Here is a 14,475-nt window from a genome sequence, read left to right as displayed (position 1 = left end):
CAACGCCAGGCGCGACCGCTCGCGCCTGGCGTTGTTGTGTGCAGGGTGTGTCTAGCGCGTGTGCGCTTCCTGGCGCCGGATGTTGCCGATCTGGCGCAGGCTCAACCCGTACTTGTCGGCCAGCACGCTGCGTGACTGGCCATTGGAGCTTTCCTGCTGGATCTGCTGGTTGCGCAGCTGGCGATTGAAGTGGTCGGCCTTGGGAATCTCCAGCGCCATGCCGGCGTAGCGCTTGATCAATGCATCCAGCGCTTCGGTTGGCAGGATCTCGGCCAGCGTGGTGCGCTCGCGGTGCTTGGGAATGTACTTGGGGCGGCCGCCGTAGATGGTGGTCAGGCGGTAGGCATGCTCCAGCCCGATGCATTCGATGAGCATCTGCAGTGACTGGGGCAGTTGTTCGATGTCGATCTTGTTCAGGTCACACAGTTCCATGATGACTTCCTTGTTGGCGGTATGAGCGAAGGGGCCACTTCATCGGGTGCCGTCCGTGCCTGAGCATCCTTGCCAGGTGCGGCGCGCCCCACGTCGACAGCGTTGAACTGCCAAGTGGCCTGAAGGAATTCTCGGTCAACCGCCAAGGGGAGATCTAGGCAGCAAGCGGGTCAGGGGAGGTAGTCTTTCCGTACACATTGCGTGAGGAAGTCGGTGGTCTGTTGTAGGAACCAGCGGCGCCAGGGAGGGCGTGGCCGCGTGTCTGCGGCGAGCCTGCTCCAGTGCTGTGGTTCAGGTTGCTCAACCCTGAACGCAGGGCACGGGCACACCTGGCGGATGATTTCAGGTTGTCGCGTCGGGAAAAACCGGGAAACATCCTCCTGCGTGACGTGGCGTTGTATCATGGCCGCCGGCCGCAGTAGGGCCCTCAAACCCGTTGTCGTAAGGATTTTTCAATGACTCAAGCTCAACGCCTGAAATACTCGATCCTGGTTGCCCTGGTGGTGCTGGCAATCATGCTGGGCGGCTCGTACCTGCAGAACGCCGGCGTGATCAGCGAAAAGGTGTTCCAGTACATTGCCATCGGCGTAGCCGTATTGGCCGTGATCGTGAACGGCATCATGCGGCGCAAGGTCAAGTTCTGACCGCTTGCGAGGCTGCGGCCGGCGTCACCCGGCCGTTGGCCTAGCGTGAAACCGGCTGTTCCAGCACCGCGCGAGCCTCGGGGTTGAGGCTGTAGCACTTGTCGCTGCCCAGGCTGATCACACCTTCGACGCACAGGCGCTTGAGCACTTCGCGAACGCTCAGGAACGACAGCGGAATATCCAGCTGCTCGAGCTGGCTGTGCACCCCGCGCACCCCGATACTGCGCCCCTCTCTGGCGGCCGCGTGCAGCGCATCGATGACCTTCAGCCGGATCAGGCTGGTGCGCAGGCCGAATGCCTTGAGCAGTTCGCGGATATGTTCGTTGCCGGCGCGGTCCGGTTCAGCCGCTTCGGGCTTTTCCGGCAGCGGCGCGTGGGCTTTGCGTCTGAAACGCAGCGGTGTGATTGGCTGTTGCTGGTTGTACATGTGAAAACTCCCTTTCCCGAGCCTGTCCAGTTTGCGTGTGGTGCTCTCACTCTATAAGACGAACGAGCGCGGCAAATCTGCATCGGCAAGGCAAAAAATATTGCCTTTATGTAGAGAGAGACGAACGAGCGGCGCAAAAGCGGTAAATTTTCATGATGAAATTCGTCTAGTCAGGATGTTCGTTCACCCTGATGCTGCCGGAGTCCGCGTGTCTGCCAATCGCTCGATCCCCTCGTTCTGCCTGACGGCCCTGCTGGTTGCTCTGAGTTGTTCAGCCCACGCCCGCGAGGCGCCGCCGGGCGAGGCCCGGGCCGAGATCCGCCGCACCAGCTTCGGTGTGCCGCACATCGTGGCCCGCGATGAGCGTGGCCTGGGCTATGGCATCGGGTATGCCTACGCGCAGGACAACCTGTGCCTGCTGGCCAACGAAGTGGTGACCGTCAACGGTGAGCGCTCGCGGTTCTTCGGGCCGCAGGCGCTGACCCTGGAGCAGCGTGAAAACCTGGCCAGCGACGTGTTTTTCACCTGGCTGAACACGCCGGCGGCGGTGTCTGCGTACTGGCAGGCGCAACCGGCGCCGATCCGTTCATTGCTCGAAGGCTACGCGCTGGGCTACAACCGCGCGCTGGCCGAGCGCACTGCCCAGGGCTTGCCAGCCCAGTGTCAGCAGGCCGAGTGGCTGCGCCCCATCACCGCCCTGGACCTGGTCAAGCTGACCCGGCGCCTGCTGGTCGAGGGTGGGGCCGGGCAGTTCGTCGAAGCCGTGGCCGGTGCCGCGCCCCCCGGTGCAGCGGCGGGGTTGCCGGCTGCGGCCTTCAGTATGGCCCAGGCGCGTCAGGCCAACTTTGCGCTTGAGCGCGGCAGCAACGCGGTGGCGATAGGGCACGAGCGTTCGGCCAATGGCCGTGGCCTGTTGCTGGCCAACCCGCATTTCCCGTGGGTGGGTGGCATGCGCTTCTACCAGATGCAGTTGAGCATCCCCGGCAAGCTGAACGTGATGGGCGCCGCGTTGCCCGGCCTGCCGCTGATCAATATCGGTTTCAACCGGCATCTGGCCTGGACGCACACCGTCGACACCTCCCGGCACTTCACCTTGCACCGCTTGCAACTGGACCCGAAAGATTCGACCCGCTACCTGCTCGACGGCGTGTCCACCCCCATGACCCGCCAGCCGGTGAGCGTGTCGGTCAAGGCTGAGGACGGCCAGCAGCAGGTGGTCACCCGCGAGCTGTACGGCACGATCTACGGCCCGCTGGTGCAGTGGCCCGGGCGGCTGGACTGGACCGGGCAGGTTGCCTTCAGCCTGCGTGATGCCAACCTGGGCAACACCCGCGTGCTGCAGCAGTGGTACAGCATGAACCAGGCCGACAGCCTGCAGGCCCTGCAGCAGTCGGTGCAGCGCCTGCAGGGCATACCCTGGGTCAACACCCTGGCGGTGGATGCCAGGGGGCAGGCGTTGTACCTGAACCAGTCGGTGGTGCCCTATGTGGATGCGCCGCTGCTGGCGCAGTGCAGCGACCCGGCGGCGGGCCTGGAACTGATCGTGCTCGACGGTTCGCGCAGCGCCTGCAACTGGAAGGTCGATGCGCGAGCGGCGCAGCCCGGTATCTTCCCCGCGCAACTGCAGCCAAGCCTGCTGCGTGGCGACTTCGTACAGCACTCCAACGATTCGGCCTGGATGGTCAACCCGGCGCAGCCGCTGCGCGGCTACTCGCCGATCATCAGCCGCGAAGACGTGCCCCTGGGCCCGCGCAGCCGCTTTGCCCTGCAGCGGTTGAACCGCCCCGGCAAGATCAGCGCGCAGGACCTGCACCACATGGTCATGGACGACAAGGTGTACCTGGCCGAGCTGGCGCTGCCCGACCTGTTGCAGTGGTGCAAGGGCGCGACGGCCGATCCGCAGCTCAAGGCCGTTTGCGACAGCCTGGCGGCGTGGGATGGCAAGGCCGGCCTGGCCAGTGGCATCGGCCTGGTGCACTTCCAGAACATCCTGCAGGCGTTGCAGGAGCACGGTGAGTTCTGGCGCGTGGCATTCGATCCGGCCGACCCCCAGCACACCCCACGCGGCCTTGCGCTGGAGTGTGCCGAGGTGGCCAGGGCCGTGCGTGCGGCGGCATTGGCGTCGCAGGCGCAGGTGGCCGAGGCCGGGCTGAGTGCGAATGTGCAGTGGGGGCAGATCCAGCAGGCGGGCGACGGCACGCCGATGCATGGCGGGCCGTCGAGCCTTGGGGTGTACAACGCCATGCAGAGCGTGCCGGGCGAGGGGGGCAAGCGCACCGTGATCAGCGGCACCAGTTACCTGCAGGTGGTCAGTTTCGATGACAAGGGGCCGCACGCGCAGGGGCTGCTGGCGTTTTCCCAGTCCAGCGAGGCGGGGTCGGTGCATGCCAGTGACCAGACCCGTGCGTTCTCGGCCGGGCACTGGCACACCATTCCATTCACCGAGGCGCAGATCAAGGCGGACCCGCAGTATCAGGTGCAGGTGATACGTGAGACGGATACTGCAGCTGTAGCCAGCAGCCCACGTTGAGCGTCGGCTGCATCGCGGGTCAAGCCCGCTCCCACCAGGATTGCGCACTACCTGTGGGAGCGGGCTTGACCCGCGATAGCGTGGCTACGTATTCAGATCCCGCAACAACAGCCCGTAGCCCAGCTCCACCTGTTCGGGAATCGGCAGGTACACCGTGTGCCCATCCCCCGGCGCCACCTCCAGCGGATTGCCCGCGCGATCCCGCAGCTGGTGCAGGTCGAAATGGTAGTTGCCCCGCGGCGTCATCAGCTCCAGGTGATCGCCCAGCCCGAAACGGTTCTTGACCTTGACCTCGGCCAGCCCGTCGACCCGTTCCCCGGTCAGCTCGCCCACGAATTGCTGGCGCTCGGACACCGAGTTGCCCCGCTCGTAGTTCTGGTACTCGTCGTGCACGTGGCGGCGCAAGAAGCCTTCGGTGTAGCCGCGTTGCGCCAATGACTCCAGGTCGAGCATCAGCGAACGGTCGAATTCACGCCCCGCCAGCGCATCGTCGATGGCCTGCCGGTACGCCTGGGTGGTGCGGGCACAGTAGAAGTGCGACTTGGTACGCCCCTCGATCTTCAGCGAGTGTACCCCCATGCGGGTCAGGCGCCCGACGTGCTGCACGGCACGCAGGTCCTTGGCGTTCATGATGTAGGTGCCGTGCTCGTCCTCGAATGCCGGCATGTCTTCGCCGGGCCGGTTGGCTTCCTGCAGCACGAACACCTGGTTGGTGGGGGCGCCGACGCCCAGGGTCGGCTGGACTTCGCGCACGATGTCACCCACCTCGTTTTCCTGGGCCGGGGTGGCGCTGTACTGCCAGCGGCAGGCGTTGGTGCAGCTGCCCTGGTTGGCATCGCGCCGGTTCAGGTAGCCCGACAGCAGGCAGCGCCCCGAATACGCCATGCACAGGGCGCCGTGCACGAACACTTCCAGCTCCATCGCCGGCACCTGCTGGCGGATCTCTTCGATTTCTTCCAGCGACAGCTCCCGGGACAGGATCACCCGGCTCAGGCCCTGGGATTGCCAGAACGCGACACTGGCCCAGTTCACCGTATTGGCCTGTACTGACAGGTGGATCGGCATGGCCGGGAAGTGCTGGCGCACCAGCATGATCAGCCCAGGGTCGGACATGATCAGCGCGTCCGGGCCCATGGCGATCACAGGTTCCAGGTCCTTGAGGAAGGTCTTGAGCTTGGCATTGTGCGGGGCGATGTTGACCACCACGTAGAACCGCTTGCCCTGGGCCTGGGCTTCCTGGATGCCCAGCGCCAGGTTGGCATGGTCGAATTCGTTGTTGCGCACACGCAGGCTGTAGCGCGGCTGGCCGGCGTAGACCGCATCGGCGCCATAGGCGAAGGCATAGCGCATGTTCTTCAGGGTGCCGGCAGGGGCGAGCAGTTCGGGTCGGGCGAGGTGGGTCATGGCAAGGTCGCGACAAAAGCGCGGATGCTACGCGCCTGCACCACCGATTTTATTGATCCACGGCAACGGCACTTTCTGCAGTGCGCCGCGCACTAATCATCAGAGCGCAAAGGAGCGGACATGAACGAATCGGTATTGCAGCAAAAAGCCCTGATGTGGTTGCTGGTCCTGGTGACCCTGGCCTTCATCTGGATTCTATTGCCCTACTACGGCGCGGTGTTCTGGGCGGTGATCCTGGGCATCGTGTTTGCGCCGTTGCAGCGCCGGTTGCTGTTGCGCCTGGGCTGGCGGCGCAACCTGGCAGCGGGCATCACGCTGCTGGTGTGCCTGCTGATCGCGATTCTGCCGGTGATCGTCATCAGCACGCTGCTGGTTCAGGAAGGCGCCACGCTGTACAAGAACATCGAGAGCGGCCAACTGGATATCGCCGGCTACATCGAGCGCTTCAAGGACATGCTGCCCGCTGTGGCCCAGCATGGCCTGGAACGCCTGGGTATGGGGGATCTGGAGGGCTTGCGCGACAAGATCGCCAAGGGCGCGATGCAGGGCAGCCAGTTCTTCGCCACCCAGGCGTTCAGCTTCGGGCAGGGCACGTTCGAGTTCCTGGTGAGCTTCGGCATCATGCTGTACCTGCTGTACTTCTTCCTGCGCGATGGCGCCGAGCTGGTGCGCAAGATCCGCACGGCGGTGCCCCTGGCCGAACACCAGAAGCGTCGCCTGCAACTGAAGTTCAATCGCGTGGTGCGTGCCACGGTCAAGGGCAACCTGCTGGTGGCGGTGACCCAGGGCGCGCTCGGCGGGTTCATCTTCTGGGTGCTGGATATCCCCAGTGCGCTGGTGTGGGCGGTGCTGATGGCGTTTCTGTCGCTGCTGCCGGCGGTGGGTGCCGGCATCGTGTGGGGCCCGGTGGCCGCGTACTTCCTGCTCAGTGGTTCGATCTGGCAGGGTGTGGTGCTTGCCGCCTTCGGGGTGTTCGTGATCGGCCTGGTGGACAACGTGCTGCGCCCGATCCTGGTGGGCAAGGACACCCGCATGCCCGACTACCTGATCCTGATCTCGACCCTGGGCGGGCTGGCGGTGTTCGGCCTCAACGGCTTCGTCATCGGGCCGTTGATCGCGGCGCTGTTCATGTCCAGCTGGGGGATTTTCGTGGCGACCAAGCCTCAGGTGCAACTGCCCTGAGGCGCCGCTGGCGAGCGTCACTTCCAGCTATAGGACATGCCCACGTAGGCTGCGAAGCCTTCGCCGGGGGTGGAGCGTGCGGCATCGAGATCCTTGTCGTCGTAGCCGGGCGTCACGGTTGCGGCATAGCGCTTGTTGGTGAGGTTGCGCAGGTCGAGCCAGGTGGTCCAGTCCTGTCGGGGGGAGGCGTAGCCGAAGGTTGCGCCCAGCAGGGCATACGCATCGGCCTGGTAGGAGTTGGCGTAGTCGACCTGCACCTTTGAGGCCATCTGCGTGTTGAGCCCGGCATAGAAGCCGCTGGGATGGTCCAGGCGCACCTGCGCCTGGTAGTAGTGCATCGGCATGCCGGGCAGGCGGTTGTCGCCGAACTCCGCGTCATCGCGGTAGTGGAAGTCGCTGAAGGTGTAGGCCTGGCGCAGCGACACCCGGCCAACTCCGCTGTGTTCCCACAGCAGGCTGTCGAGGCTGGCTTCCACCCCCTGGTGCACGGTAGGGCTGGCATTCACCTCGCCGACGATGGCGTTGGTGGTGCTACTGGCGGCCACGGTTTCCACTGTCAGCAGTTCGTGGCGCACGGCCGAGTAGTACCAGGCCAGGTCCCAGCGCCCCAGCCGCGAGTCGCCGCGGGCGCCGAGCTCCAGGGTGGTGGCGGTCTGGTTGCGCAGCTCGATGGGTTGGGTCTGCAGGCCTTTGATCGCTGGCGAGCTCCAGATCAGTGCCCAGGGGTGCGCAGGCTCCACCGAGCGGCTCAGGTTGCCGTACAGCTGCAGCGCGGGGCTGAAGTCGTAGCGCAGCCCCAGGCGCGGGGCGTAGTCCCAGTCATGCTGGCTGACCTTGCCGCCGCTGGCCGGATAGGTGACGGCGCTTTCGCGGCGTGTATAGATCATCGCCAGGCCGCTGGTCAGCCACAGGTCTGGCACCAGTTCCAGTTCGTTGCTGAAGTGGAGGACGCTGTCCGAGCCCTGGTAGGTGAAGTCGCGGGTCTTGGTGCCTATGGGCTGAGTGGGGTCGGTCTCGACCCGCACGAACTCCGAGGCCCCGGTGTTGGGCAGGTGCTTGGTGGTGCGCCAGCCCAGGGTGGTCTTGCTCTCGCGGCCGAACAGGGTGTCGCGGCGCAGGTAGTTGAGCGTGCCGCTGACGTCGGTGTACGCCACCTTGAGGCGCTTGGTGCCTTCACGCAGGTCCATCGGGTAGTCGTGGTAGACCAGGCCGGCTTCCAGTTGCGAGTCGTCATCGAGGTAGAAGGTGGTCTTGTTGCCCAGCCAGGTGCTGCCCGGTTGCGGGCGGCTGGCGTCGCGGCTCAGGTACAGCGGGTTGGCAGCGCGCGGGTGGTGCTTGATCTGGTCCTTGGTCAGGCGCCCGGCCAGTTCGTTTTCGGTTTCGCGGTAACGCAGGTAGAAGCGGGTTTCCAGGTTGGGGTTGAAGCGGTAGCCGACGTTGGCGGCGATGCCCTTGCTGCTGCCGCTGCTGTGGTCCTGGTAGCCGTCGTATTCCGAGTCGGTGAGGGCGACGTAGTAGTCCAGGTCACCCAGTACCTGGCCGGAGCTGACCTGGCGTTTGCCGTAGCCACGGCTGCCGGCCTCGACCCGTACCTGCAGGGGCGCGGCGTCGTAGCCGGTGTGGGTCACGTAATTGATGGCGCCGCCCAGGGCCAGGGCGCCGCGGTCGAAGCCGTTGGCGCCGCGCAGTACCTCGGCGCGGCTTAGCCACAGGGGCTCGAACAGTTCATAGGGCGTGCCGCCGGGGCCGGTCAGTGGCAGGCCGTCGAACAGGGTGTATACGCCGGAGCCGTGGGCGCCGGGGGCACGGTTCAGGCCCGAGCCGCGAATCGACAGTTTGATGCCGTCGTTGCCGGCGGATTGGGCGAACACGCCGGGCTGGTAGGCGAGCACGTCCTGGTTGCTGGCGACGCGGCCTTGTTCGACCTGTTGCATGTCGATCAGGTTGGTGGCCCCGGGGATTTGCTGCAGGCGCTCGCGGGCGTCCTGAAGTTCGTTGTGTTCCTGGTCCTGGATCAGTACCTGGCCGAGTTCGATGCCTGGGTTGGCTTGGGCGGTGGCGGTGCAGGCGATCAATACGGCGAGGGACGAGCGGGGCAGGGTGGGGTGCATCGAAGGGGTTCCGGGACGGTTGGGCGGCTATCTGACGTTGCAAGTATCAGACGAAGCACAGTGGGTGATCTGTAGTGCAGTCATGTTTTTGATCTGCTCTGGATATGTTCACGGTCGTCGATTTTACCGAGTGGTGTGTTTATCCGGCATGCATAGCGCTGCGAACGGCGCCTTCCGCTCTTACAGCGGGTCACTTTTGCAAGGACGCAAAAGTAACCAAAAGGTCCCCGGCCAAACATACGGCCCTACGCTTCGCTCCGGGTTCCCTCCCTCCGGCGCCGTCCAGGGGGCACGCGACCCGAGTTGCTGCGCAACTCTAACAGTCGCTCGCTTCGGCTAACGCCGAAGGGGCTGCGCCCCGCCCCCTGCACGACACCTCCACTCGGCCTCCTGACAGGCCGGACAATCAAGATCAAGGTCAAGATCAAGATCAAGATCAAGATCAAGAACAACGGCGGTGCTGGGGATGGGTTGTTCAATCGCCAAAAACAAAACACCCCGCCGAAGCGGGGTGTCCTGTCAATGCATCAGCACTCAACCAAGCAACTGCAAACCTGCATGCTGCACCAGGTCCAGCAACGGCTGCGGATAAACACCCAGCACGAACGCCAGAATCGCAATCGCCAGCAGCATCACACCACCGGTACGCTGCTCCCAGTTCAACGGCGCATCGTGACGACGCAGGTTCGGCTCGATCAGGTACAGGGTGACCATCACGCGCAGGTAGTAGAACACCCCGATCGCACTACCGATCACCAACGCACCCACCAGCCACCACAGCTGCGACTCGACGCCGGTAGCAATGATGTAGAACTTGCCGATGAAGCCCGCGGTCAGCGGAATACCCGCCAGCGACAGCATCATCACGGTCAGTACCGCCGTCAGGTACGGACGACGCCAGAACAGGCCGCGGTACTCGTACAGGGCATCGGCATCACGGCCCTTGTAAGGCGAGGACATCAGGGTGATGACGCCAAACGCGCCCAGGCTGGTGATCACGTAGGTCACCAGGTACACGCCAATGGCTTCCACCGCCATGCCCTTGCTCGCCACCAGGGCAATCAGCAGGTAACCGAAGTGGGCGATCGAGGAATAACCCAGCAGACGCTTGAGGTTGCTCTGGGTCAGCGCCAGCAGGTTGCCGACCAGAATCGAGGCCACTGCAATCACCGACAGCACGGTGGTCAGCACGCCGCTGCTGGCAGCAGGGGAGAGCATGAACAGGCGTACCACAACGGCGAATACAGCCACCTTGCTCGCGGTGGCCAGGAACGCGGCAACCGGCGCCGGAGCACCTTCGTATACGTCCGGGGTCCACAGGTGGAACGGTACCAGCGACAGCTTGAACGCCAGGCCGACCAGCATCATGCCCAGGCCCAGCTGGGCAATCAGGCTTGGCAGGCTGGTGGTGGCCAGGGCCTTGCCGATGCCGTCGAAGCTCAGGCTGCCGGCGTCGGCATACAGCAGCGCCATGCCGAACAGCAGGAACGCGGAACCGGCTGCCGACAGCACCATGTACTTGATGCCGGCTTCCAGCGAACGCTTGTTGAAGAACGCATACGCCACCAGGCCATACACCGGTACCGAGAGCAGCTCCAGGCCGATGAACAGGCCGGCCAGGTGTTGCGCGCAGACCAGCACCAGGCCGCCCAGGGCCGCCATCAGGATCAGCAGGTAGAGCTCTTCGCGGTTGCCCGGGTAGCCCTTGCCGCCGTCACCCAGGTAGGCATGCGCCAGGGTCACGCAGGCCAGGGTGGCGACCAGGATCAACGCCATGTACAGGCACGCGAAGCTGTCGACGGTCAGCAATGGGGTGACCGCCAGCGGGGCCACCTTGAGGGTCGGGATGATCGACAGCAGGGCCAGGTTCAGCCCCACGGTCGACAGCAGGAAGGTTTGCGAGTGATTGCGGCGCCAGGCGATGGCCAGCATCACCACGACGATGGTGATACTGGTGATCAGCAGTGGCGCAAGCGCAATAAAGTGTTGAATCGTCAGGTCCATAGCGCTCTTACCGGGCCGAAGCGAGTTGAGTGAAAGCGGAGCCGAGCCACTGCTGCACACCACTCATGGTGGCGGCGGAGGTATCCAGGAACGGCTGCGGGTAAACGCCCAGCACAATCAGCAGTACCGCCAGGCCCAGCACCATGATCAGTTCGCGGTTGTCCATGCCGGCCAGTACTTCGTCGGACTTGGCCGGGCCGAAGTAGGCGCGGTGGATCATGATCAGCGAGTACACCGAGCCGAACACCAGGCCGGAGGTGGCAATCGCGGTGACCCACGGGGCACTGACGAAGCTGCCGATCAGGATCAGGAACTCGCCGACGAAGTTGCCGGTACCCGGCAAGCCCAGCGAGGCCGCGGCGAAGAACAGGCTGATGGCCGGCAGGTAGGCGATGCGCGACCACAGGCCACCCATCTGACGCATGTCACGGGTGTGCAGACGCTCGTACAGCTGGCCGCTGAGGATGAACAGTGCCGCTGCCGACAGGCCGTGGGCCAGCATCTGGATCACCGCGCCCTGCAGGGCCTGCTGGCTGCCGGAGTAGATGCCGATCAGCACGAAGCCCATGTGCGAGACGCTGGAGAACGCGATCAGGCGCTTGATGTCGGTTTGCGCGAAGGCCAGGAATGCACCGTAGAAGATCCCGATCAGACCCAGGGTCATGGCGATCGGCGCGAACTCGGCCGAGGCATTCGGGAACAGCGGCAGGGCAAAACGCAGCAGGCCGTAGGCCGCGGTCTTCAGCAGGATACCGGCCAGGTCGACGGAACCGGCAGTCGGCGCCTGGGCGTGGGCATCAGGCAGCCAGGAGTGGAACGGTACCACCGGCAGCTTGACCGCGAAGGCGATGAAGAAGCCCAGCATCAGCAGGTATTCGGTACCCGCCGGCAGGTCGGCCTTGAGCAACTGGGTGTAGTCGAAGGTGATCACACCGGTGTTGCCGTAGTTGACCAGTACCAGGCCCAGGATCGCCACCAGCATGATCAGGCCGCTGGCCTGGGTGAAGATGAAGAACTTGGTGGCTGCGTAGATCCGGGTCTTCTTGCCGTCCGAGGAGCTGTGACCCCAGAGCGCGATGAGGAAATACATCGGCACCAGCATCATTTCCCAGAAGAAGAAGAACAGGAACAGGTCCAGGGCCAGGAACACACCGACCACGCCGCCCAGGATCCACATCAGGTTGAGGTGGAAGAAGCCGACGTGGCGCTGGATCTCTTTCCAGGAACACAGTACCGAGAGCACACCGAGCAGGCCGGTGAGCAGGATCATCAGCAGCGACAGGCCGTCCAGGGCCAGGTGCAGGCTGATGCCGAAGCGCTCGATCCACAGCACTTTGAACTCGTAGGCCCACTGTGGCGCGGCACCCGGCGCAGGCGCCAGGGTGTAGTCGCCGTTGGCCCACAGCCAGAGGCCGATACCAAGCAGCAGGGACATGGTCAGCAGCGCGATGTAGCGCGGCAGGGTGGCGCCGAAGCGCTCACCCAGCCAGCACAGCAGGCCGCCGATAAAGGGGATCAGGATCAGCCAAGGCAAAATCATGACGGGCTCAATTCCTTTCGCAAAGTCGCAAGGTTCATATCAGACCGCAGCCACAACAACGGCACCGAGCACAAGCACGGCACCAATGGCGATCGAGGCGGTGTACCAGCGCAGCTGACCGGTTTCGGTTTTGCTCATGGCGGCATGACCGCCCTTGGCCAAACGCGGAATCAGGCCGATGCTGCGGTCAACCGGATCCTTGCGCAGGATGTGGCTGATCAGCAGGTAAGGTTTGACGAACAGCTTGTCGTAGATCCAGTCGAAGCCCCAGGCGGCGAACCACCAGGCCGACAGCACACGACCGATACCGCTGTTGGCGATCGCGGTAACCAGGCGACGCTTGCCCAGGAACAGCATGGCGGCCAGCAGGATACCGGCGATGGCGATGGCACCCGAGGCGATTTCCAGGCTGTGCTTGGCTTCGCCACCGGCATGCCCGACGCTCTGCGGCAGCACGCCGGCCAGCGGTGGGTGGATCCAGGCGCCGACGAAGGTCGACAGCACGATCAGCACGCCCAGCGGCAGCCAGTGCGAGATGCCGTGGCCAGCGTGGGCTTCGGTCTTGGCTTCGCCATGGAAGGCGATGAAGATCAGGCGGAAGGTGTACAGCGAGGTCATGAACGCACCCACCAGGCCGGCGTACAGCAAGCCGCTGTTGCCGCTGGCGAAGGCTTCCCAGAGGATCTCGTCCTTGGAGTAGAAGCCGGCGGTCAGCAGCGGCAGGGCAGCCAGGGCGGCACCACCGACGATGAAGCTGGCGTAGGCCAGTGGCAGTTTCTTCCACAGGCCGCCCATCTTGAAGATGTTCTGCTCGTGGTGGCAGGCAACGATCACCGCACCGGAGGCAAGGAACAGCAGGGCCTTGAAGAAGGCGTGGGTCATCAGGTGGAAGATCGCGCCGTCGAAGGCGCCCACGCCCAGAGCCAGGAACATGTAGCCGATCTGGCTCATGGTCGAGTAGGCCAGGATACGCTTGATGTCGGTCTGTACCAGCGCGGCAAAGCCGGCCAGCACCAGGGTCACGCCGCCGACCACACCCACCAGGTGCAGCACGTCGGGCGCCAGGGCGAACAGGCCGTGGGTACGCGCGATCAGGTAGACACCGGCGGTCACCATGGTGGCGGCGTGGATCAGTGCCGATACCGGGGTAGGGCCGGCCATCGCGTCTGCAAGCCAGGTCTGCAGCGGCAGCTGGGCCGATTTGCCCACGGCGCCGCCCAGCAGCATCAGGGTTGCCAGCACGATCCAGAAATCACCGGCCTGGAACTTCTGCGGCGCCAGCACCAGCAGTTGCTGGATGTTCAGGGTGCCCAGTTGCTGGAACAGGATGAACAGGCCGATGGCCATGAACACGTCGCCGATACGGGTGACGATGAAGGCCTTGAGCGCTGCGTTGCCGTTGTTGCGGTTGCTGTAGTAGAAACCGATCAACAGGTACGAGCACAGGCCCACGCCTTCCCAACCGAAGTAGATGAACAGCAGGTCGTCGCCCAGGATCAGGAACAGCATGCTGGCAATGAACAGGTTGGTGTAGGCGAAGAAGCGCGAGTAGCCGGCTTCACCACGCATGTACCACGAGGCGAACAGGTGGATCAGGAAGCCCACGCCGACCACCACGCCGAGCATGGTCACCGACAGGCCGTCCAGGTACAGGGTGAAGTTGGGCTTGAAGTCGCCCACCTGCATCCACTGCCACAGCAGCTGGCTGTACGCGCCGCCTTCAGGCGGGGCGACGTTGAACTGCCAGATCACGTAGGCGGCCACGATGGCCGAGAGGCCGATCGAACCGACACCGATCAGCGCCGACAGGTTCTCCGAGAACCGCCCGCGCGAGAACGACAGCAGCACAAAGCCGATCAGGGGGAAGACGAAGGTCAGAAAGAGTAGGTTCATCCGCGCATCTCACTGGCAGCATCGATATCGAGAGTGTGGAAGCGGCGATACAGCTGCAGCAGGATCGCCAGGCCGATACTGGCCTCGGCGGCGGCCAGGCTGATCACCAGGATGAACATGATCTGCCCGTCCGGTTGCGCCCAGCGGCTGCCCGCCACGATGAATGCCAGTGCCGAGGCGTTCATCATGATTTCCAGGCTCATCAGTACGAACAGAATGTTGCGGCGCACCATCAGCCCGACCAGGCCGAGGCAGAACAGGATGCCGGCGACGGCCAGGCCGTGTTCGAGAGGAATTGCTGACATGAT

11 protein-coding genes are annotated in these 14,475 nt (G+C 64.3%); 3 read left to right on the top strand and 8 right to left on the bottom strand.

The window, feature by feature from the left end; all coding sequences use genetic code 11:
* Positions 1-51: 51 nt before the first annotated feature.
* The gene (locus KH389_RS16605) at positions 52-432 is read right to left on the bottom strand and encodes a Mor transcription activator family protein (protein WP_043860880.1); all 381 of its coding nucleotides are present in this window, start codon (positions 430-432) and stop codon (positions 52-54) included.
* Positions 433-887: 455 nt separating this feature from the next.
* Here KH389_RS16605 and KH389_RS16600 point away from each other — a divergent pair, with 455 nt between their 5' ends.
* A complete protein-coding gene (locus tag KH389_RS16600) occupies positions 888-1,076 on the top strand; it encodes a hypothetical protein (protein WP_043860879.1) in 189 nt (62 codons plus the stop codon).
* 40 nt (positions 1,077-1,116) lie between these two features.
* On the opposite strand, the gene KH389_RS16595 is transcribed toward KH389_RS16600, so the two are convergent.
* The gene (locus tag KH389_RS16595) at positions 1,117-1,503 is read right to left on the bottom strand and encodes a fe2+ zn2+ uptake regulation protein (RefSeq protein WP_088515161.1); all 387 of its coding nucleotides are present in this window, start codon (positions 1,501-1,503) and stop codon (positions 1,117-1,119) included.
* A gap of 208 nt (positions 1,504-1,711) precedes the next feature.
* Between KH389_RS16595 and pvdQ the strand changes: the two genes are divergently transcribed.
* The gene (pvdQ, locus tag KH389_RS16590; RefSeq protein ID WP_338053195.1) at positions 1,712-4,033 is read left to right on the top strand and encodes a bifunctional acylase PvdQ; all 2,322 of its coding nucleotides are present in this window, start codon (positions 1,712-1,714) and stop codon (positions 4,031-4,033) included.
* Positions 4,034-4,117: 84 nt separating this feature from the next.
* Here pvdQ and trhP read toward each other — a convergent pair whose 3' ends face one another.
* Positions 4,118-5,437, bottom strand: a complete 1,320-nt coding sequence (gene trhP / locus KH389_RS16585; protein ID WP_116054807.1) for a prephenate-dependent tRNA uridine(34) hydroxylase TrhP — start codon at positions 5,435-5,437, stop codon at positions 4,118-4,120.
* 120 nt (positions 5,438-5,557) lie between these two features.
* Between trhP and KH389_RS16580 the strand changes: the two genes are divergently transcribed.
* Entirely contained in the window at positions 5,558-6,619 is a 1,062-nt protein-coding gene (locus KH389_RS16580) for an AI-2E family transporter (RefSeq protein ID WP_043860876.1), read from the top strand.
* A 17-nt stretch (positions 6,620-6,636) separates the two neighbouring features.
* On the opposite strand, the gene KH389_RS16575 is transcribed toward KH389_RS16580, so the two are convergent.
* The 5 genes from KH389_RS16575 to nuoK all read right to left on the bottom strand — a co-directional run bounded on the left by KH389_RS16575 (position 6,637) and on the right by nuoK (position 14,472).
* Positions 6,637-8,730, bottom strand: coding sequence for a TonB-dependent receptor family protein (locus KH389_RS16575; RefSeq protein ID WP_213605823.1), 2,094 nt, complete (start codon positions 8,728-8,730; stop codon positions 6,637-6,639).
* A gap of 534 nt (positions 8,731-9,264) precedes the next feature.
* Positions 9,265-10,734, bottom strand: coding sequence for an NADH-quinone oxidoreductase subunit NuoN (gene nuoN, locus KH389_RS16570; protein ID WP_043860874.1), 1,470 nt, complete (start codon positions 10,732-10,734; stop codon positions 9,265-9,267).
* A gap of 7 nt (positions 10,735-10,741) precedes the next feature.
* Positions 10,742-12,274, bottom strand: coding sequence for an NADH-quinone oxidoreductase subunit M (gene nuoM / locus KH389_RS16565; protein WP_043860873.1), 1,533 nt, complete (start codon positions 12,272-12,274; stop codon positions 10,742-10,744).
* Positions 12,275-12,313: 39 nt separating this feature from the next.
* Positions 12,314-14,167 (bottom strand): NADH-quinone oxidoreductase subunit L, encoded by a 1,854-nt coding sequence (gene nuoL / locus KH389_RS16560; RefSeq protein ID WP_043860872.1) that lies wholly within the window; start codon positions 14,165-14,167, stop codon positions 12,314-12,316.
* Positions 14,164-14,472, bottom strand: coding sequence for an NADH-quinone oxidoreductase subunit NuoK (nuoK, locus tag KH389_RS16555; RefSeq protein WP_010220409.1), 309 nt, complete (start codon positions 14,470-14,472; stop codon positions 14,164-14,166). The genes nuoL and nuoK overlap by 4 nt, the downstream gene beginning before the upstream one ends.
* Positions 14,473-14,475 lie beyond the last annotated feature (3 nt).

The sequence above is a fragment of the Pseudomonas qingdaonensis genome (assembly GCF_018398475.1).
GTDB lineage: Bacteria > Pseudomonadota > Gammaproteobacteria > Pseudomonadales > Pseudomonadaceae > Aquipseudomonas > Aquipseudomonas palmensis.
This window is presented reverse-complemented; position numbering and strand designations above follow the sequence as displayed.

Coding starts and splice junctions, on each gene's coding strand:
- KH389_RS16600 (WP_043860879.1), top strand. CDS start 888: ATGACTCAAGCTCAACGCCTGAAATACTCGATCCTGGTTGCCCTGGTG.
- KH389_RS16580 (WP_043860876.1), top strand. CDS start 5,558: ATGAACGAATCGGTATTGCAGCAAAAAGCCCTGATGTGGTTGCTGGTC.
- KH389_RS16575 (WP_213605823.1), bottom strand. CDS start 8,730: ATGCACCCCACCCTGCCCCGCTCGTCCCTCGCCGTATTGATCGCCTGC.
- trhP (WP_116054807.1), bottom strand. CDS start 5,437: ATGACCCACCTCGCCCGACCCGAACTGCTCGCCCCTGCCGGCACCCTG.
- KH389_RS16605 (WP_043860880.1), bottom strand. CDS start 432: ATGGAACTGTGTGACCTGAACAAGATCGACATCGAACAACTGCCCCAG.
- nuoK (WP_010220409.1), bottom strand. CDS start 14,472: ATGTCAGCAATTCCTCTCGAACACGGCCTGGCCGTCGCCGGCATCCTG.
- nuoN (WP_043860874.1), bottom strand. CDS start 10,734: ATGGACCTGACGATTCAACACTTTATTGCGCTTGCGCCACTGCTGATC.
- nuoL (WP_043860872.1), bottom strand. CDS start 14,167: ATGAACCTACTCTTTCTGACCTTCGTCTTCCCCCTGATCGGCTTTGTG.
- KH389_RS16595 (WP_088515161.1), bottom strand. CDS start 1,503: ATGTACAACCAGCAACAGCCAATCACACCGCTGCGTTTCAGACGCAAA.
- nuoM (WP_043860873.1), bottom strand. CDS start 12,274: ATGATTTTGCCTTGGCTGATCCTGATCCCCTTTATCGGCGGCCTGCTG.